18 protein-coding genes are annotated in these 18,781 nt (G+C 46.5%); 16 read left to right on the top strand and 2 right to left on the bottom strand.

Annotated features, from left to right (window positions below; genetic code table 11):
* From DXB83_RS06175 to DXB83_RS06160, 4 genes are read left to right on the top strand one after another with little or no spacing between them, the layout of a single operon-like run.
* A complete protein-coding gene (locus DXB83_RS06175; protein ID WP_117804423.1) occupies positions 1-765 on the top strand; it encodes a glycosyltransferase family 2 protein in 765 nt (254 codons plus the stop codon).
* Positions 765-2,162, top strand: coding sequence for a sugar transferase (locus DXB83_RS06170; protein WP_118697349.1), 1,398 nt, complete (start codon positions 765-767; stop codon positions 2,160-2,162). Before DXB83_RS06175 ends, DXB83_RS06170 begins: the two co-directional genes overlap by 1 nt.
* Positions 2,155-3,030 carry a LicD family protein gene (locus DXB83_RS06165; protein ID WP_055219421.1) on the top strand — a complete coding sequence of 292 codons (876 nt, stop codon included), beginning with the start codon at positions 2,155-2,157 and terminating at the stop codon, positions 3,028-3,030. The genes DXB83_RS06170 and DXB83_RS06165 overlap by 8 nt, the downstream gene beginning before the upstream one ends.
* 17 nt (positions 3,031-3,047) lie before the next feature.
* A complete protein-coding gene (locus DXB83_RS06160) occupies positions 3,048-4,028 on the top strand; it encodes a glycosyltransferase family 2 protein (protein ID WP_055219419.1) in 981 nt (326 codons plus the stop codon).
* 58 nt (positions 4,029-4,086) lie between these two features.
* Here DXB83_RS06160 and DXB83_RS06155 read toward each other — a convergent pair whose 3' ends face one another.
* Positions 4,087-6,333, bottom strand: coding sequence for a hypothetical protein (locus tag DXB83_RS06155; RefSeq protein WP_158565832.1), 2,247 nt, complete (start codon positions 6,331-6,333; stop codon positions 4,087-4,089).
* Positions 6,334-6,532: 199 nt separating this feature from the next.
* Here DXB83_RS06155 and DXB83_RS06150 point away from each other — a divergent pair, with 199 nt between their 5' ends.
* The 6 genes from DXB83_RS06150 to DXB83_RS06125 all read left to right on the top strand — a co-directional run bounded on the left by DXB83_RS06150 (position 6,533) and on the right by DXB83_RS06125 (position 10,373).
* Positions 6,533-7,600, top strand: coding sequence for a DUF6077 domain-containing protein (locus DXB83_RS06150; RefSeq protein WP_117804378.1), 1,068 nt, complete (start codon positions 6,533-6,535; stop codon positions 7,598-7,600).
* Positions 7,601-7,612: 12 nt separating this feature from the next.
* Complete coding sequence (locus DXB83_RS06145) at positions 7,613-8,449, top strand: hypothetical protein (RefSeq protein ID WP_117804379.1); 837 nt, start codon at positions 7,613-7,615, stop codon at positions 8,447-8,449.
* Positions 8,450-8,465: 16 nt separating this feature from the next.
* On the top strand, positions 8,466-8,816 hold the full coding sequence (locus DXB83_RS06140) for an EamA family transporter (protein ID WP_022462984.1): 351 nt from the start codon (positions 8,466-8,468) through the stop codon (positions 8,814-8,816).
* On the top strand, positions 8,809-9,147 hold the full coding sequence (locus tag DXB83_RS06135) for an EamA family transporter (protein WP_022462983.1): 339 nt from the start codon (positions 8,809-8,811) through the stop codon (positions 9,145-9,147). The genes DXB83_RS06140 and DXB83_RS06135 overlap by 8 nt, the downstream gene beginning before the upstream one ends.
* Before the next feature lie 95 nt (positions 9,148-9,242).
* Positions 9,243-9,434, top strand: coding sequence for a hypothetical protein (locus tag DXB83_RS06130; protein ID WP_117804380.1), 192 nt, complete (start codon positions 9,243-9,245; stop codon positions 9,432-9,434).
* A gap of 126 nt (positions 9,435-9,560) precedes the next feature.
* Complete coding sequence (locus DXB83_RS06125; protein WP_117804381.1) at positions 9,561-10,373, top strand: hypothetical protein; 813 nt, start codon at positions 9,561-9,563, stop codon at positions 10,371-10,373.
* A gap of 117 nt (positions 10,374-10,490) precedes the next feature.
* On the opposite strand, the gene DXB83_RS06120 is transcribed toward DXB83_RS06125, so the two are convergent.
* Positions 10,491-12,440 (bottom strand): sulfatase-like hydrolase/transferase, encoded by a 1,950-nt coding sequence (locus tag DXB83_RS06120; RefSeq protein ID WP_243002033.1) that lies wholly within the window; start codon positions 12,438-12,440, stop codon positions 10,491-10,493.
* A 305-nt stretch (positions 12,441-12,745) separates the two neighbouring features.
* Between DXB83_RS06120 and rfbC the strand changes: the two genes are divergently transcribed.
* From rfbC to DXB83_RS06090, 6 genes are read left to right on the top strand one after another with little or no spacing between them, the layout of a single operon-like run.
* The gene (gene rfbC, locus DXB83_RS06115) at positions 12,746-13,306 is read left to right on the top strand and encodes a dTDP-4-dehydrorhamnose 3,5-epimerase (RefSeq protein ID WP_022462980.1); all 561 of its coding nucleotides are present in this window, start codon (positions 12,746-12,748) and stop codon (positions 13,304-13,306) included.
* 16 nt (positions 13,307-13,322) lie between these two features.
* The gene (locus DXB83_RS06110) at positions 13,323-14,123 is read left to right on the top strand and encodes an ABC transporter permease (RefSeq protein ID WP_055227566.1); all 801 of its coding nucleotides are present in this window, start codon (positions 13,323-13,325) and stop codon (positions 14,121-14,123) included.
* 9 nt (positions 14,124-14,132) lie between these two features.
* Entirely contained in the window at positions 14,133-15,464 is a 1,332-nt protein-coding gene (locus tag DXB83_RS06105) for an ABC transporter ATP-binding protein (RefSeq protein ID WP_117801715.1), read from the top strand.
* A gap of 28 nt (positions 15,465-15,492) precedes the next feature.
* Positions 15,493-16,416, top strand: coding sequence for a class I SAM-dependent methyltransferase (locus DXB83_RS06100; RefSeq protein ID WP_117804382.1), 924 nt, complete (start codon positions 15,493-15,495; stop codon positions 16,414-16,416).
* A 4-nt stretch (positions 16,417-16,420) separates the two neighbouring features.
* On the top strand, positions 16,421-17,797 hold the full coding sequence (locus DXB83_RS06095; protein ID WP_117804383.1) for a hypothetical protein: 1,377 nt from the start codon (positions 16,421-16,423) through the stop codon (positions 17,795-17,797).
* 2 nt (positions 17,798-17,799) lie between these two features.
* Entirely contained in the window at positions 17,800-18,771 is a 972-nt protein-coding gene (locus tag DXB83_RS06090) for a glycosyltransferase family 2 protein (protein WP_022462975.1), read from the top strand.
* The last annotated feature ends 10 nt before the right edge of the window (positions 18,772-18,781 follow it).

Raw genomic sequence — 18,781 nt, 5'->3', positions numbered from 1 at the left:
ATGATTTCAGTAGTAATCCCTTCGTACAACGGTGCAGAAACACTGTTTCAGGCAATCGACTCAGTCCTTTGCCAGACAACAAAAACCCCGCTGGAAATCCTGGTGATCGACGACCATTCCACGGACGATACGATGGAAAAGATGGGGCGTTACGGAGAAAATGACCGGGTACGGTATATCCGGAATGAGACAAACAAAGGAGCATCCGCATCCAGAAACCGCGGTGTACAGCTCGCAAAGGGCGATTACATTGCCTTTCTGGACGCGGATGATTACTGGGATCCCGAAAAACTGGAAAAGCAGGAAAAAGCCCTTGCAAAGACCGGTGATGTGCTCTGCTGTACGGGTCGGGAGCTGATTTACGATCAGGAACCGGAAAAGCAGAAGATTTTTTCTGTCCCGGAGCGGATCACCTACAAAATGCTACTGCGCGGCAACGTGATCGGCTGCTCGTCGGTACTGGCCAAAAGAAGCGTTCTGCTGGAATTCCCGATGGAAAAGGACGAGTGCCACGAGGATTATCTGGACTGGCTGCGGATCCTGAAAAAATACGGGACAGCCTGCGGTGTGGATGAGCCTTTGCTGAAATACCGGCTGTCCAGCACAGGAAAATCGGGGAATAAACTGCATTCTGCAGGAATGACTTACCGTGTTTACCGCGAGCTGGGAATGGGAACGTTCCGCTCCCTGTACTGTTTTGCGTGCTATGCCGTAAACGGTGTGCGGAAGTATTACGGTAAGGGCAAAAAGAGAGGAAGAGATTGATGAACTATAAAAACAGGGAACAGTACAAACATCTGATGCGTGTCCTGGCGGTCGCGGCGATTGTGCTTCTGGAATGCACTGTTTTTTCTGTGTTCTGGGACAGATACTATGCGAGCCACCTGTGGCTGGAGCCGTTCTGGGATAAGGGAAATCAGATTATCGTCGTGATCTACGGTATTTTTCTTCTGGTTTTCATGTACATTTACGGCGGCATGAAGATCGGCTACATGAAGGGAAGCAGCATCATCTATTCCCAGATGATGACGGCATTCTGTGCCAATGCGCTGATGTATCTGCAGATTATCCTGCTGTGGCGCCACCTGCCGTACATTCTGCCGATGGTCGGCATGACACTCGTGGACTTTGCGCTGGCAGGCATTGTATCCTGGCTTTTTGAGAAAACGTTTGCGCGTCTCTTTCCGCCAAGAGAGGTGCTTCTGATTTACGGTGAATACCCGATGGAAAGCCTGGAGCTGAAGATGAACCAGCGGCCGGACAAGTATATTGTAGCACATAAGGTGAGCGTGGAAGTGGGAGAGAAAGAGCTCTGCCGCCAGATTGACACATACGGTCAGGAGGGTGTGATCCTGGGCGATCTTCATTCGGAGCTGCGCAACCGTCTGCTGAAATATTGCTATGCGAAAGAAATCCGTGTCTATCTGACGCCGAAGCTGTCGGATATTATGGTACGGAAAGCGGAAGCGCTCCATATTTTCGATACACCGCTTCTGCTCGCGCGAAACAGTGGTCTTTCGTTTGATCAGAGATTCTGCAAGCGCCTGCTGGATCTGCTCGTATCGACGATTCTTCTTGTGATCACGTCGCCGATTATGCTGATCGCAGCGTTCTGCATCAAGCTGTATGACCATGGCCCGGTGTTCTTTAAACAGAAACGTCTCACGATCGGCGGAAAAGAATTCTATGTCTACAAATTCCGAAGCATGATCGTGGATGCCGAAAAAGACGGCGTAGCCCGCCTGGCAACGAAGAACGACAGCCGCATTACGCCGGTCGGGAAGGTGATCCGCGCGACGAGAATTGATGAGCTGCCGCAGCTTCTGAACATTTTCAAGGGCGATATGAGCGTCGTCGGACCGCGCCCGGAGCGGCCGGAGATTGCAAAGGAATATGAGGAATCGATTCCGGAGTTTGCTTACCGTCTGAAAGTAAAGGCAGGCCTTACCGGCTACGCCCAGATTTACGGAAAGTACAACACGACCGCATACGACAAGTTGAAGCTGGATCTGATGTACATAGAAAGCTATTCGATTTTAGAGGATCTGAAGCTGATTCTTGCAACCTTTAAGATTGTCTTCACAAAGGAGAGCACAGAAGGGCTCGAGGAAGGACAGACGATCAGCCTGAACGCAAAGGAAGAGGAGAAAAAAGATGTTTAATACCGAGGACGAAATTCTGCGCCGGCTGCAGGAAAAAAATCTGGAAATGGCCGTTATGTTTTACCACTGGTGCCAGAGAAATCATCTGACCTGTTATCTCTGCGGCGGCGGCTGTATCGGTGCAATCCGCCACGGCGGCTTTATTCCGTGGGACGATGATCTCGACTTTTTCATGCCGCGGAAAGATTACGAGAAGTTCCTGAAAATCTGGGATACGCAGGAGGAGAGTAAAATCTACAAGCTCGAGTACCCGAAAGAGGGCTTCTGCAATGCTCACACGTTTGCGAACATCCGCGACAGCCGCACCACGCAGGTGAAAAAGGAGCAGGTCGATATGGATCTCTGCCACGGCGTTGCACTTGATATTCTCCCGATCGAGGGCTATGCACCGGGAAACCTTGCGCGGAAATGGCAGGTGATCGAGGGAAAGATTTTCCAGCTCTTCTGCACGCAGGTTATTCCGACCAAAGAACGCCACGGCGCGTTTATGCATTACCTGGGAACGATTCTGCTGGCGCTGGCTCCGACGCAGAAGATGCGGTACCGGATCTGGAAGCAGGCAGAGAACTATATTACAAAATTTGATATCGACAGCCCGCGGGTGGACGGCATCACCGAGATGTGCGCACCGCAGGCGATTCTCCGGAAATATCCGAAAAAGATTTTTGCATCGGCGATTGAGGTTCCGTTCGAGAACGAGCGCCTGCCGATTCCGGTCGGATATGACACATATCTGCGCATGGCGTTCGGCGATTATATGAAACTGCCGCCGAAAGAACAGCAGAAAGGCCACCACGATGCGGCGTTTCTGGATCTCGATCATCCGTATGAGCAGTATAAGGGGATACACTACTGCTGTAAGAAATAAAGAAAGAGGATAAAACAATGCCGGAAATTTCAATCATTACCCCGGTGTATCAGGCAGAAAAATTTTTAAAAAAATGTGTGGATTCCATTCTCTCCCAGTCTTTTACGGACTGGGAGCTGCTTCTTGTAGATGATGGAAGCACCGACAAGAGCAGTGAAATCTGCCGGACATACGCAGAACAGGATGCGCGGATCCGTTATCACCAAAAAGAGAACGGCGGTGTCAGTTCGGCGCGGAATGCGGGCGTTGCGCTTGCAGAGGGGCGTTATATCACGTTTGTGGACAGCGACGATTTCGCAGCGGAGGATCTTCTGGAAACACTGTATCGTCTGGCGGAAAAATATGATGCCGAAATGAGTATCTGCCGCGGATACGATCTCTATGAAGGAAGGCCGGTGCCGGATCTGAAACAGGAGGGAATCGAATCTGTGACCGACAGCGAGGAGGGACTGCGCCAGGTGATGAAGGCGCGCGTGTTCGGCGTGATGCCGTGGGGCAAGCTGTATCGGAGAGAGATTTTCGAGGGCGTTGTCTATCCGGAGAAAACAATCGCCGAGGATGCATACGTCATCGTTCCGTTAATGGAGCACTGCCGGAAGGTGGCCTTTTCCACAGCACAGAAATACTATTATGTGCACCGGCGCGAAAGCCTCACGACAAGCGGTTTTCGCTGGTCAGATCTGGGTTCGGTGGAAGTATGGGATCATAATCAGAATGTCGTGGAAGAACGCCACCCGGCGCTGAAAAAAGAAGCAGGTGTGCGCTGCTGCTGGGCGCGGTTTTTCGTGCTGGACAAGCTGATGCTGTTGGAAACCATGGACGCGGAGAAAAAGGCGCTTGCGAAGAGGCTGGCAAAAGAGCTTAAAAAGCATCCGCTTCTGGTACTGGAAGGCGATCACTTCACGAATGGGCGGAAAATCGCCTATCTGACCCTGTTTCTGGGAACCGGAATTTACCGGCAGTGCGTTCGTGCACTGTTCCGGAAAAGAAATTTATAAAAAATGCGGCAGAAACGAATGAGATTTTCGTTTCTGCCGCATTTTTATATGGATTTTTCTAGCTTTCTTTTTCGGAAAGCAGAACACCGTTTTTATCAAACACATACGTTGTTCCGTCAATTTTTTTCGTCCCGGTGACGCATCCGCCCCAGCTCTGGAAATAATATGTTTTTCCGTCAATTTCTGCCCAGCCGGTCTGCATGGAAGCATCATCGTTGAAGTAATACCAGTTGTTTTTATAATAGAACCACTGCGATTTTCTCGCACCGCCCCAGCTGTAGGTAAAGTACCAGACACCTTCCCGGATCACCCATTGGTTTGCCGGCATGACGCCGTTTTCATCAACAAAATAAAGATTGTTGTCGTACGTAAAGGCTTCATCCGTTTTCCGTGTACAGTCCTCATTAATATAATAGTATTTATTCTGAAGCAGCAGCCAGCCTTCGTGTGCGGCACCGCCCCAGCTTCTGAGATAATAATAGTTTCCATCCCATTTCAGCCACTGGTTCTGATACATTTTTCCGCTCTTATTTACAAAGTAGAGATTGTTGTCATACAGGAAACTTTCGTTCTGCTTCAGGGAACCGTCCGCATTCATAAAATACCAGGCGCCATCGATCTGATACCAGCCATTGGTTACGCAGGAATATTTCTGTACATAATACCAGGCACCGTCATGGTACAGCCAGGTGCTGCCGGAAATACCGCCCCAGGAAAGAAATTTGACGCGGTAACCGTTTAAGGTAAGTGTCGTATTGCGTGCGGCACCTCCCCATGTGTAAAAATAGTACATCGTTTTGGTCTCCGGATCAGCGTGCCATCCGGACGAATACATAATACCGGTATCCTTGGCGAGATAGTACCAGTTGTTGCTGATAAACTGCCATCCGGTCTGCATCTCACCGCTGCCGGAAAAATAATAGTAATCTCCATCAAGCAGAAGCCAGCCTGTTGCCATAACGCCGTCCGCGCCGAGGTAATACGTTTTGTGGTCGAGGGTGAGCCAGCCGGTATACGGTGTTTCATCATCGTTGTAGTAATACCATTTTCCATCCCGTTTTACCCAGCCGATGACGTGGCGTTCGTTTGTGATCACGCCGTTTTCATCGGAGGTATATTCGATGCCCGTTTCTGTGTCGCGCCAGGAAGTGGAGCATACGAGAAGATGGCTGCTGTCTGCATAATATTTCTGTCCGCCGCGGGTGAAAAATCCGCTGTACGGGATGCCGTCATGATAAGCAACGAGCTTGGAAGAACGGCCGCGGTAAATTTCATAGGTATCATCCACGTTGGAAGTGACCGCGGAACCGGAAAAGTCAGCAATGACTGCCGGAAGATCGCCGGAATATTCTGTCGTGGAAAATACGCGCAGCCCCAGAGAGGTCAGGGTCTCGACGGTATCGTTATCCATAATACGGAAGTCACCGGTCTGGATAAAATATTCCGGGTTGACGGCAGCAAGATAGTCTGCATCGACAGCATTCGGATATCCGTGATGATTGGAAGTCATCAGATCAATGCTGTACAGCCCGTAGTTCGAAACAATCCGGCTGGCATCTCCCTCGACGTCGTCGATATCGCTCGTCAGAAAAGCGCGGTGGTCGTTTGCGGAGGCAATTACACCAAGACAGAACTGGTTGGCGTCCTCTTTTGGACTTGTGAGATAATCTTCCTCGTAGTTGACAATCTGGATCTGGAAATTTCCAAAAGCAAAATCAGGAGATCCTTCTTCTGCGGAGGCGGCACCGGGATTCAGATGCTGGATCAGGGTCACGCCTTCAGTCTCTTCTGCAGCAGTAAGAAGCTGGTCGTAGACATAAAGATTGTCCCAGAGACGCGCAGTATTATAGATATAACTGTCATCATACGGGAGCAGATAAACCCGGTCGGGGGAATACAGCCGCACGATGGTATCGCCGGTTCCAATATGGTCGCTGTGCGGATGTGTTGCAACATAAAACTGCAGATTATCGGAGGTGACACCGAGGGAGTCCAGGTAGGAGAGTACCTCATCGTCGTAGCCGGTCGACGTTGTGATGCCGCTGCGCAGCGGATAACGCGGATCAGATCCGTCAGGGTAATCCCAGTCCTCGCCGGAGTCTACCATGCCGAAAATTTTCTGGCCATTATCGTCTACACTTTCCAGAACGATGGCATTGGAGCCGCTGCCGAGTGTCAGAATGTGAATTTTTGCTGTAGTATCAGCCGCATGTGTGTTTTCCGGGGTGAGAAAAAGAAAAGCAGCGGCAAGGGATGCAGCGCCGATGGAAAACACGGATCTGCGGGTATGCCGGGAAAAAGGCATATCAATGGCTCCTTTCGTAACATATATCATTAAAACAAAAAGTAAAACAGCCGGGTGGAAAATAAGCGCTCAACATCACAATTATACAAAATTTCAGGGAAAAGTCAATGTTTATTAGAATTTCGATTACTTGACGCAGACAGGGCATCATGTTAGAATGAGTGGGATTGGGAATGTAAGGAAAAGAAAGGAACCAAACATGATTACCTTATTAAAAATGCCGGCACTGTTTCTGGGAATGCTCGCAGTGTTCTGCTGCCTGGGTTCTTTTTTTATCAGAGAAAACAGGTATGAGAGCGGACATCTGGGTGAAACTGTGCTGTTTGGCTTTATTGCATATTACTTCTTATTTGAACTGATTTCTGTGCCGATGATGGTGCTCGGTGCAAAGCTGCATCTGCTCGCATGGGTATGGGCTGCTGTTGTGGCTGTCCTTGTAATTGCTTCCATCTGTCTTCATCTGGGAATGTGGAGAGAGTGGGGAAAAAGAAGCGGCGGTTTCTGGAGAGGAAAGACGGCGGCTTTTTATGTGATGCTGGTGCTGATTGGAATCCAGCTGTATTTTGTTGCTGCACTGCAGGAAAACGGCAGTGCGGATGCAGCGTATTATGTGGGAAGTGTGACAACGAACCTTGCGACAGATTCCATCAGCAGCTTTGACCCATATACAGGAAAAGCACTGGATTTTTTTAACATCCGTTATGTGTTCAGCATGTATCCGGCAGCAAATGCAGTACTGTGCTGTTTAACGGGCCTTCATCCGCTCGTAGTGACGAAGGTGATTCTCTGTATGATGACGGTAGTTTTAAGTTATCTCGTCTATGCACAGATCGGAAAGGCGCTGTTAAAAGAAAAACAGATGGTATGGGTGCTCCTGTGCTTTATTAGTGTTGTGAATCTGAATTTTCATACGATCTTTTCGAATGCGTCGTTCCTGCTGACGAGGGGATACGAGGGAAAGGCCGTATTGTGCAATATCATCCTCCCGTTTCTGTTTTATCTTGGCCTGCGCATGTATCAGGAGAAAAACGGAAAGAGAGTCTGGCTGCTGTTTTTCATGACAGGCGTCGCTGCAATTGACCTTACGATGTCATCCATGATGACCGTACCGGTGGCCATGAGTGCTGTGATTCTGCCGAATCTTGTGCGGAAAAAACGCTGGGGACAGAGCGGGCTCTATCTGCTTGCTGTGCTGCCGTGTGTGCTGGTGCTTGGGGTCTATCTCCTTGGTGTGCGCGGTATCCTGCAGATTCCGGTTGTGCGGTAGAAAGGAGAAAATGTGGGCGGAATAAATCTGAATGAGAGCGGCCTCGATTTTGTGAGACAGGTCTTTGTGACGTTTGGAGGAAACACAACCGTACTGACGCTGTTTCTGCTGTCGGTGCTGTATCTCGCTTTAAAAGGAAAAAAGGAAGAGCGGTATGTGTTCGTAACAACCGCTGTTTTTCTGGCCTTTACGGTATACAATCCATTTGCGGTGAAATATATCCTGGGAAAACTTGGAATGGTCAATGTCTATTACCGGTTTTTCTGGATTCTGCCGATGGTACTGACCATCGGATATGCCTGCACGAAAGTTGTGGGCGGGCAGAAAAAAGGCTGGAGACGGTATCTGACCGCGGCTGTGCTGGCAGCGGTCATCTGTTTTGGCGGAAATTCCGTACTGGCTGGCGGACTGCCGAAGCTGCCGGATAACCAGTACAAGATGCCAGATGATCTTCTGGCCGTCTGTACGGTGCTGCACGAAGAAGCGGGAGAGGGAACCGTAAGAGTTGTCTTTGAACCGGATTTCAACCTGATCGTGCGGCAGTATGATGCTTCGTTTGAACTGGTTCTGGACCGCGATATGGTTCTGACCTATCAGGGCTCCAATACGGTATCAACTGATGCACTGACCGAGCAGGAAATTGAAGACGAAACAAAGATCCTTCAGATTATCACACAGATGGATCTGTCGCTGGATCAGAAAGAATTTTACAGAAGTCTTAGGGAAATGAATGCAGAGTATATTGTACTTTCGAGCAGTTCAGCGGCAGTATCCTATGTGGAAACAGCGGGGTGCATCCCGGTAAGAGAAGTAGAAGGGCATATCATTTTCCGCGTGGAAGAAAAGTAAAAAGGAGGACTTGTTTTTGAATAAGGCAAAAGATTATATTCAGCTGCACCTGAATATCCTGCTGTTTTCTCTGACGAGTGTGTTCTCGAAAGCAGCATCGGTTCAGCTGAACCGGGGAGGAATCAAAAATCCTCTATTATATGTATTTTTATTTCTGATGGTTGCAAACTGTGGCATTTACGCTATTGCATGGCAGAAGGTAATCAAAAAATTCTCTTTGTCAACCGCATATGCAAACCGCAGCGTCTATCTGATCTGGTCCCAGATCTGGGCCGTGATCATTTTCCATGAAAATCTGACGGTAAAAAATATCATCGGCCTTCTGATTGTGCTGGTGGGAGTTATGGTGGTGCAGCGATATGAATAAATATATGATTTTAATGCTGATCTGTACAATGTTTTCAGCAGTATCACAGATTCTGCTGAAACAAAGCGCCAACGAGGAGCATGCATCTGCACTTCGCGAGTATCTGAACTGGCGCGTGATTGTGGCGTATCTGATTTTTGGCAGTGTACTTCTTTTAAATACGTATGCCTACACACAGGTAGATTTGAAATACGGTCCGGTGTTGGATACCTTTACGTACGTCTTTGTCCTGCTGCTTTCCTTTGGCGTTTTGAAAGAAAAGGTATCAAAAGGAAAGCTGATTGGGAATCTGATTATTATTCTGGGGGTACTGGTGTATACATTGCCGTAAAACGTTCCGATGATGGAAAGAAAGCGATATCAGCTAAGCTGTCCTTGTCCTTTGAAATAGGGGGTCTGCGTACAACAAACGAAAGGCTTTTGATTATGAATAAGAAAAAAATAGATTATCGTTTTAAGATATTATATGCTGTGGCGATTCTGATGGTTGTTGCGGGACATTGTGATGGTGGTGGAATTTCTTTGGACTTTGCGCAATGGTTTCCGTATGAGGGAATCCATCTGGCGCTGTTTACTTTTTGTTCAGGATATTTTTTTAAAGATGCAGCACTGAAATGACCGGGGAGATATGTCTGTAAAAAGCTTCGTACCCTGATACTTCCAATGTATGGGTATACGATTGCGTATGGGCTGCTTGTCAGGTTATTACATCGGTGGGGCTTTCAAATCGGTGGAAAATTTAATTTGCACAATATTCTGATTTCACCTTTAAACGATGGGCATCAGTTTGTCCTTAATATGGCCGGCTGGTATATTGTGCCCTTGTTTATGGTAGAAATATTAAATTGTATGATTCGGGCATTTTTTAAGCGAAAAGGATGGCAGATACCGGAATGGATATTTTTTGCAGGGGCAGTACTTATTGGAATGGGCGGCAATTTTTTGGCGATTATGGAATATCGCACCAGCTGGTGGCTGACAGTGGTCAGAATTCTGTATTTTGCTCCGTTTTATGCAATGGGTATTTTTTATAAAAAGATACTGGAGAAATATGTGGACAGGATTCCATCTGTAGTGTATTTTGCGATTGTGTTTGCTGCAAAACTTATGATTTTTCTTCATTATAAAACTAGGTTGGCTTATACGCCAGCGTGGTGCAATGACTTTAATCAAGGACCGGTCATGCCAATTATTATTGGTTTTTTGGGAATTGCACTTTGGATGCGGATTGCAACGATAATGGAACCAGTATTTGGAAGAAAAAAGTGGATTAATCTTCTTGCAGACAACACATTTTCGATTATGGAAAATCAGTTTTTGGGTTTTTTACTTGTAAAAGTTGCTTTCGGAACAATTGCGAATGGCACAAAGCTGTTTTTGAAGTTTGACTGGTCAAGATGTAAAAGTGATATTTGGTGGTATTATATGCCGAAGGACGTAGAACAGACAAAAATTCTGTATTTATTAGCAGCGATTTTTGCTGCCTTACTGATCCAGTGGATCCTTACACAGGTGAAAAAAATGGGAAAAAACATATTTTTGTACGTAAGACAATAGTTAAGCGTATACTGCTTTAAATATTTTGCAAGATAAAAATCCCGCAGAAAAAGAAATGAAAACTTTTTCTGCGGGATTTTATTTTATATTGCATAGATCTGAATCGTTATCAAATTTTTATTGATAATCGATAGGAGACAGGTCGTGAGGATCATCTTCCGCAGAAGAGCCTAGATGTCTGATGGTTTTGGAATTATCCTCATTTTCAGAGAAATCGTCCTCATCTATTCCAGAAGAAGAACTTTCGACTGTGGAATCCAAATCGTTTTCTGTAAAAGAAGAAGCGGAGGAAATGTCATTTACCGAAGTGGAGTCGGGTGTTTCCTCTTCCAATTCAGGATTTGTATCGCAAGGACCCTCGATGAGATGGTAATCCGACTCGGAAAAATGATACCATTTCCCATCCTCAAGCTTTTGCCAGCCGGAAACCGCGTGGCCGTCCTTATCAATAAAATAAGACTGCTTACCGTCAGCCCAGAGCTGATGTGGATTGTAAGTTACCCATTCGTTATTGGCAAATCGATCTTCTTCCTTAATATAAAATTTCTGATATTCGCCATCGCCGACCCAGACGGGGGTAAGATCAGCATCAAGTTCATCGAAGAATCGGGAGCCCATAGAGAGCTGGCGATTCAGTTCATCGAAGCCAAGTTCTTCGGCAAGTGTAGGCTTGTCTGAAAAAAGATTCGTACCAAGTCCAAGACGGTCACCGTCAATGACAGCTCCAAGGCTTGCGAGAGTAGTTGGGAACATATCCATCGTGGTGAAAATCCGATTTTTTTCATGAACCGGAAGAATGGGTGAATTTAAAATAGCGTTATAAGTAGAACGTTGATAATCTTCAGCGATGTTTTCACAAAAATCAGAGTCCATGGTCAGATGATCACCGGAAAGAATTATAGTCGTGTTTTCATAAAAAGGCTGTTCCTTGATCCAGTCTATAAACTCACTGACACGGGAACTGGAGCAGTCAATCACCATACCGTAGTGGTCATCTCCGTACTGCTTTTCATCACACTCGTCACATTTGTAGCCGTCCTCGAAGTGGGTGGCAACAGTCAGCATACTGAAGTTGAACGGTTCGTCATTCTTGGAAATCTCCGTCAGTTTATCTTTTGCATACTCAAACAGTTTGGCATCTTCATAGCCCCACCACTGGTAGTAGCCTTCCGGGATCAGTCCCTCGCTGATCGCCCAGTAGTAATCGTCAATTTCATAATCACCGTGCGAAGTGAAGTAATTCTTCCGTCCGCCGAATGCGGCATCGGAACCCATCATAAAGTACTGTTTGTAGCCGGCTTCATTGAGAACGTCGCCAAGTGTTGAAAGCTGCGGAAAAAAGCTGTCCTGATAAGCCATCTCATTGCCTTGAATCGAAAGCTTCAGCGGAAGACCGGAAGTCTGTGCAAAGAGACCGCCCATGGTCCAGGTGGTTCCGGTTGTCGGATAAGCGCCGCCCAGCTTGTCGGAGTTGGAAAAATTGATATTGTCCAGGGCAAGATTAGTCAGGGCGGGAATAAAATTGTGGTCGTAAGCACCGCCGTCTTTTTTATCAGAATAGGTGCTTTCCATTGATTCCAGATAAATATAGATCAGATTCCGTTTCTTTTCCGGGAATGTAATCGTTGTCTGGGACGGATTGACGTAATTATCTTCGATCAAAGTGCTGTAGCTGTTCTGAATGTGCAGGTAAGTATCGATATCCAGCGTCGTCCAGACATTATAAAGAGAATAGGAAGAAAGAGCGATTCCCAGGGCAATGCAGATGCAACCGAGAATGATTTCCACTTTCTTCCGATGGCGCAGGATAATAAAAAGCGCGATCAGAATAGCAAGAACGGCAAAAGAGATCATGCCGCAGGACCAGACGTAACTCCAGAGCACATCCTTGCTGGTACCCTCAAGGGGTGCCTTTAAGTGATAAACAAGTTCTTCCATATCAAGATGCGCCCAGGTCGCGAGCATCCAGCGGGAAGACGTAAAAAGAAGGATCCCAAGGAATCCTAACAGAACGGAAAGAATGGAAAAAAGTATCTTTCCAACATGCTGTACTTTTTTGCGAGACACAGTAAATAACCTCCAGTTTTCTTTAGTGTTTTATAATAGGTAACAAACAGGTAGCGTTAGGTATAAAATATAACTGGGAACTTACGATATTATAACAGAAACTTTACGAAAAAAATAGTATTTTCTTAAAAAATACGAGTGGAAAATGAAAATCCGGGAATTTACATAAAAAGCGGCGGGGCGGGCGTGAAAATGGGTTCTTGAGTTTCTCAGAAAAGAATGGTATAATAGCAAAGATTGTAGACACAAAAGAGGTCAAAAAAAGATCTGTTCACATTTTTGTGGAGAAGAGAAAGGAAAGAAAAATGGGAAAAATTAAAGTAGAATCTTGTGAAATTGAAGGATTAAAAGTAATTACCCCGACCGTATTCGGCGATGAGCGCGGATATTTTATGGAGACATACAATTACAATGATTTTAAAGAAGCCGGCATTGATGTCCAGTTCGTACAGGACAACCAGTCTGCATCCAAAAAAGGTGTCCTGCGTGGACTTCACTTCCAGATCAATTACCCGCAGGACAAACTGGTACGCGTGGTAAACGGAGAAGTATTCGATGTTGCGGTTGACCTTCGCGAGGGATCCAAAACCTACGGAAAATGGTTCGGCGTCCTGCTTTCGGCAGAAAATAAGAAACAGTTCTTTATTCCGAAGAACTTTGCACATGGATTTATCGTACTCTCTGATTATGCAGAGTTTGCTTATAAATGTACCGATTTCTATCATCCAAACGATGAGGGCGGTCTGTACTTTGACGATCCGGAGATCGGCGTGGAGTGGCCGATGCCGGAAGGAATGACAAAAGAAGATCTGATTATTTCGGAAAAAGATCATAAATGGGGCGGAATTAAGGATTTAAAGAAATAAGGAGTAAAAAACATTTATGAACGTATTCAAAGAACTTTATCAGAACCGGAAACTGATCTGGAAACTGTCGAAAAATGATTTCCGCAACAAATTTGCCGGAGCGTATTTTGGCATCGTATGGGCATTCATTCAGCCGATGGTGACGGTTGCTGTTTATTTTGTCGTGTTTCAGCTCGGACTGCGTGTACAGCCAGCTGCCACTGGATATCCGTATATCTGCTGGCTGGTTTCCGGTATTATTCCGTGGTTCTTCTTTTCTGATGCACTGCCAAGTGCGTCAAATTGTCTGCTGGAATACAGTTACCTGGTAAAGAAGGTTGTATTTAAGATCAGTGTGCTTCCAATTGTGAAGGTGATTTCTTCCCTGTTTGTACATCTGTTCTTTATTGTGTTTGCTATTTTGATTTTTGCACTGATGGGAAAACTTCCGCCGGTTCAGATTATCCAGATCGGGTACTATACCTTTGCGGTGATCTGTCTCGTCGTTGTACTTTCCTATCTGACCTGTTCCATCACACCGTTTTTCCGCGATTTCGGCCAGATTATCAATGTAATTCTGAATGTCGGCATGTGGGCAACCCCGATTCTGTGGGATACCACAACAATTCCGAATATTCCGAACTGGCTGAACAGCCTTCTGAAGCTGAATCCTCTGTACTATATTGTCCAGGGATATCGTGACAGCTTTATGAATGGACTCTGGTTCTTCGAGCATCCATGGCACACCCTTTACTTCTGGGCTTTTGTGCTTATGGCAGGACTAATCAGTTCCAAAGTGTTCAAGCGCCTCCGGGTTCATTTCTCAGATGTATTATAGGAGGATGGAATGAGCACAGAAAATACAGAAACAGTAATTTCAATTAACCATGTCAGCAAGGTCTACAAGCTGTTTGAAAAGCCGATGGACCGTCTGAAAGAATCGCTTTCACTGACACATAAAAACTATCACACCGATCATTTTGCGCTGGAGGATATCTCGCTCGAGGTGCATAAGGGCGAGTGTGTCGGTATCATTGGAACGAACGGTTCCGGAAAATCCACACTGCTGAAAATCGTCACAGGTGTCTTAAACCCGACGAGCGGAAACGTGGAGTTAAAGGGAAGAGTCAGTGCCATTCTGGAACTGGGTGCAGGCTTTAACATGGAGTATACCGGTATTGAGAACATTTTCCTGAACGGAACGATGCTTGGCTATACCGAGGAGGAGATGAAGGCAAAGCTCGACGATATCATTGCGTTTGCAGAGATCGGTGACTTTATCAATCAGCCGGTTAAGACGTATTCCAGCGGTATGTTTGCCCGCCTTGCCTTCGCGGTTGCGATCAATGTGGATCCGGATATTCTGATTGTCGATGAGGCCTTAAGCGTCGGAGACATTTTCTTCCAGTCCAAGTGTTACCGGAAATTTAACGATCTGAAAGAAGCAGGAAAAACGATCCTTTTCGTTTCCCACGATATGGGCAGCGTCATCAAGTACTGTGAGAGATGTCTTCTGATTAACAAAGGAAAACAGGTGATGGTTGGAAAATCGTCGGAGGCAGTCGATGTCTACAAGAAGATTCTTGCCAACCAGTACGATGACGAGACAAAAGAAGAGGAAGAGACCGAAGAGAGTGCAGAACAGACCGAAGAGAGAACCGAAGCAGATGCATCCGGTGCCGTATCGGCAGAAAAGCCGAAAAAAGGCCTCTGGAGAGAACGCCTGATTGCGAATGCGCAGCTGGTAGAGTATGGAGACAAGGCTGCGGAGATCGTGGACTTTGCGATTATCGACCACAAAGGTATGATTACATCTTCTGTGGATAAAAACCAGAGATTCCGCATCAAGATGAAAATCAAGTTCCATGAAACGATGGAGCATCCGATTTTTGCCTTTTCGATCAAAGACCGGAAGGGAACGGAGATTACCGGAACGAATACGGCGCTGGAGGATTACACAAAAGACGTGGTGGAAGCAGGAAAGACCGTCACGGTATGCTTTGACCAGATCATGCCGCTGCAGAGCGGACAGTATCTGATGTCGTTTGGATGTACCAGCTACCATCTGGAAGAGCTGGTGATCCACCACAGACTGTACGATGCTTGCTTCCTGGAAGTCTTCTCCATGAAAGACACCGTAGGATTTTTTGATATGAACTCTACCGTGACCTACGAGTAGGATGCGGAGGATAAACGACGGGGGTTATATGAAAGAAACAATAGGAAATGTTCTTTTGAACCTGGATTATTATGACGGCGAAGATGCTTACAGCGACGGCAGCATTGAGGACCGGCTGCTGGAGATCGTCAAGACGACGCCGAAAGAGGATTACCAGAAGGTAATCCTCACAGAAAAAAGCTGGCCGATTTTTTATCACCTTTCTCCAGAACGGGAAAATATTCTGGACTGGTATGAGTGGAAAGACGATGCTTCCGTATTTGAAGTCGGAGCCGGCTGCGGAGCCATTTCCGGCGTGCTCTGCAGAAATGCAAAGCGGGTAGTGGCAAACGATCTGTCGAAGCGGCGCAGTACGATCAATGCCTACAAAAATCAGGATGCGTCCAACCTGGAGATTATGGTTGGAAACTTTAATGTTGTTGCAGAAAAAATGGAAGAACGCTTCGATTACGTGACACTGATCGGTGTTCTGGAGTATGCAAAAAGCTATATTGGAAAGGATAATCCGTATCCGGAATATCTGGAAAAGATCAATCGTCTCTTAAAACCGGGCGGAAAAATCCTGATTGCGATTGAGAACCGTCTGGGACTGAAGTATTTTGCCGGCTGCAGGGAAGACCATGTGGGCCGGGAATTTGCCGGAATTGAAGGATATCCGGGGATCGATTTTGTCGAGACATTCAGCAAACCGGAGCTGGAGCAGATGCTGCAGGAAAACGGTTTTTCGAAGTTTAAGTTTTATTATCCCTATCCGGATTACAAATTTCCGGCGGTCATTTATTCGGATGAATATCTGCCGAAGCCGGGTGAATTGAGAAAAAATCAGCGGAATTTTGATGCTGACAGGATCACACTTTTTGACGAAGGCAAAGCATTTGACGGAATCCTGAAGTCCGGTCTGTTTCCGGTTTTTTCCAATTCTTTTCTGATTGAAGTGGAGAAAAAGGAGTAAACGTATGAGGAAAGTTCTGTATACGAAATTTTCGAGAGAACGTCGGAACGAATTTCAGATTATGACCCGGATTACAGAAGAGGATGGGATCCGGCGTGTGTGGAAGCTTCCGCTGCAGAAAGAGGGAGAACTCCACATCCGGCATATGTATGAAAACTATAGAAAGCTGGAGCATCTGTACACCTATGCGGGCGTACAGATCTGCCCATGCGAACTGGATGAAGAAAAATGCGCGCTTGCATTTCCTTTTGTAGAAGGGGAAAGTCTGGAAACGCGCATTTCCCGTCATGGAAAAGAAAAAGATTTTGCATCGCTGAAAAAGGATTATGAACTGCTGTATCAGATCATTGCATCGGCAAAAGGGCAGAAATCCTTTGTGGAAACCGATGCGTTCTGTGAGGTGTTCGGCCATCCGGCATTGAAAGAAGGGCTTGCCGCAGCGGAGATTTCCAATATTGACATGATTCCAGGCAACCTTCTTCTGGATGGAGAAAAGGTCTGGGTGGCAGACTACGAGTGGGTATTCCCGTTTGCCGTACCGATTGCATTTATCTATGCGCGGAGCGTCTTTTTACAGGAGGCGGCGAGTGCACTGACGAAGGAAGAGCAGGAAGAACTGTACGCCATTGGCGGTATTTCCATGGAAGAGATTCCGGTATACTACCATATGGAAGAGTGCTTCCAGGAATTCGCGGCCGGAAAGGGTGAGCCAAATGCGCTCGCCACGTTCTATGGAAAACTGCACCGGCACAATTATCCGCTTTCTATCTGGGAAAAAGAAAAAATGATGTACCCGGTTGTGCTCACCGAAACAGCACCGGAGGAGAGAGAACTCTATTATGAGGACTGCTTCGGCTTGGATGAGCAGAAGGTGATGATGCTTGAAAAGGCAGACGCGGACGGAGAGCTTTCCCTTCAGCTGATGCAAGAGGGGGCTGTCATTAAAATCCGTTCTCTCGCGGGCGTATGCAGCGATGGAAAGACGGAACGTATCGCTTTTTCGCACAACGCCGAGCTTGAGATTATCGACGACTATTATTTCCTTGGAACGCCGGTTCTGAAATTCCGGAATGCCGGTTATGAACAGATCCGGATTGATTACCGGATTTACTACAAAGGCGATGGCGTTACGTCCCAGTTTATTCAATATATCCGTCAGAATAAAGATCTGAGGGATGAACTGAACGGGGAGATTTATCGGAAAGGCCAGCTGCAGGCAGAAATCGAAGCAGAAAAAGCGGCACTTGCACACAGGGAAGAAGAACTCCAGGAAACGAGAAAACAGAAGCAGTTTCTGGAGGAAGAGCTGGAGCGGATGCGCCAGCGTAAGGTTGTGCGTATGGCAGATAAAGTGCAGCATGTGATAAAAAGGAGTAAATAACTATGGATGTATCCATTGTCATTCCTACCAAAAATGGTGGGCATCTGTTTGAAAAAGTGCTGGATGCCGTTTTCAAACAGAAGACAGAGTATGAATATGAAGTAATTTGCGTGGATTCCGGGTCAAAGGACGGAACTCTCGATGTGATCCGCAAATATCCATGCCGTTTGTTTCAGATTGAGCCGTCCGAATTTGGACATGGAAAAACGAGAAACTATGGTGCTTCCAAAGGAAACGGAACGTATATCATCTTTATTACGCAGGATGCGCTTCCAGCGACCGATACCTGGCTGCAGAATTTCATTGATGCCATGAAGATGGACCCGGAAATCGTGGGAGGATTCGGGATTCATTATCCGTATCCGGACTGCAATCTGCTTGACAAGCGTGATCTGGACGGCCATTTTAAAGGATTTGGAGAAACTAATACGATTTTCCACCTTGATGATCCGGAACGCTACGAAAGAGAAGAAGGATATCGTCATTATCTGGCGTTTTTCTCCGACAATAACTCCTGTATCCGAAGAGATATTTTTGAAAAATATCCGTATGAGGATGTCAACTTTGCCGAGGATCAGATCTGGGCGAGAAAGATGATTGAACTCGGATTCAAAAAAGTATACTGCCCGTATGCACCGGTATATCATTCCCACAATTTCAAACTCAGAACGTATTTCAAACGGTATTATGATGAGCAGAAAGGATTATATGAAGTTCATCAGTATATGATTGCACAGAAATGGACGCAGCTTCCGGGCATGCTGTACCGTCAGGTGAGAGGGGACTGCGTGTATATCCGTCAGCAGCCGCTCAGTAAAAAAGAGAAAATCCACTGGGCATTTTATTCCCTGTTTCGCAATTTTGACCGCTTTGTGGGCGGCTATCTCGGCGGAAAATACCATCTGTATTCCAAACGGAAACAACAGTTCCTGGATCGTCACATTTCGCAGCAGTACGATCAGAGACATGCATAGAAGAAAGGAA

Source organism: Blautia sp. OM06-15AC (assembly GCF_003481425.1).
GTDB classification, from domain to species: Bacteria; Bacillota; Clostridia; order Lachnospirales; family Lachnospiraceae; genus Fusicatenibacter; species Fusicatenibacter saccharivorans.
Note: the sequence above shows the minus strand (reverse complement) of the source record. Positions and strands in the feature narration are given on the sequence as shown.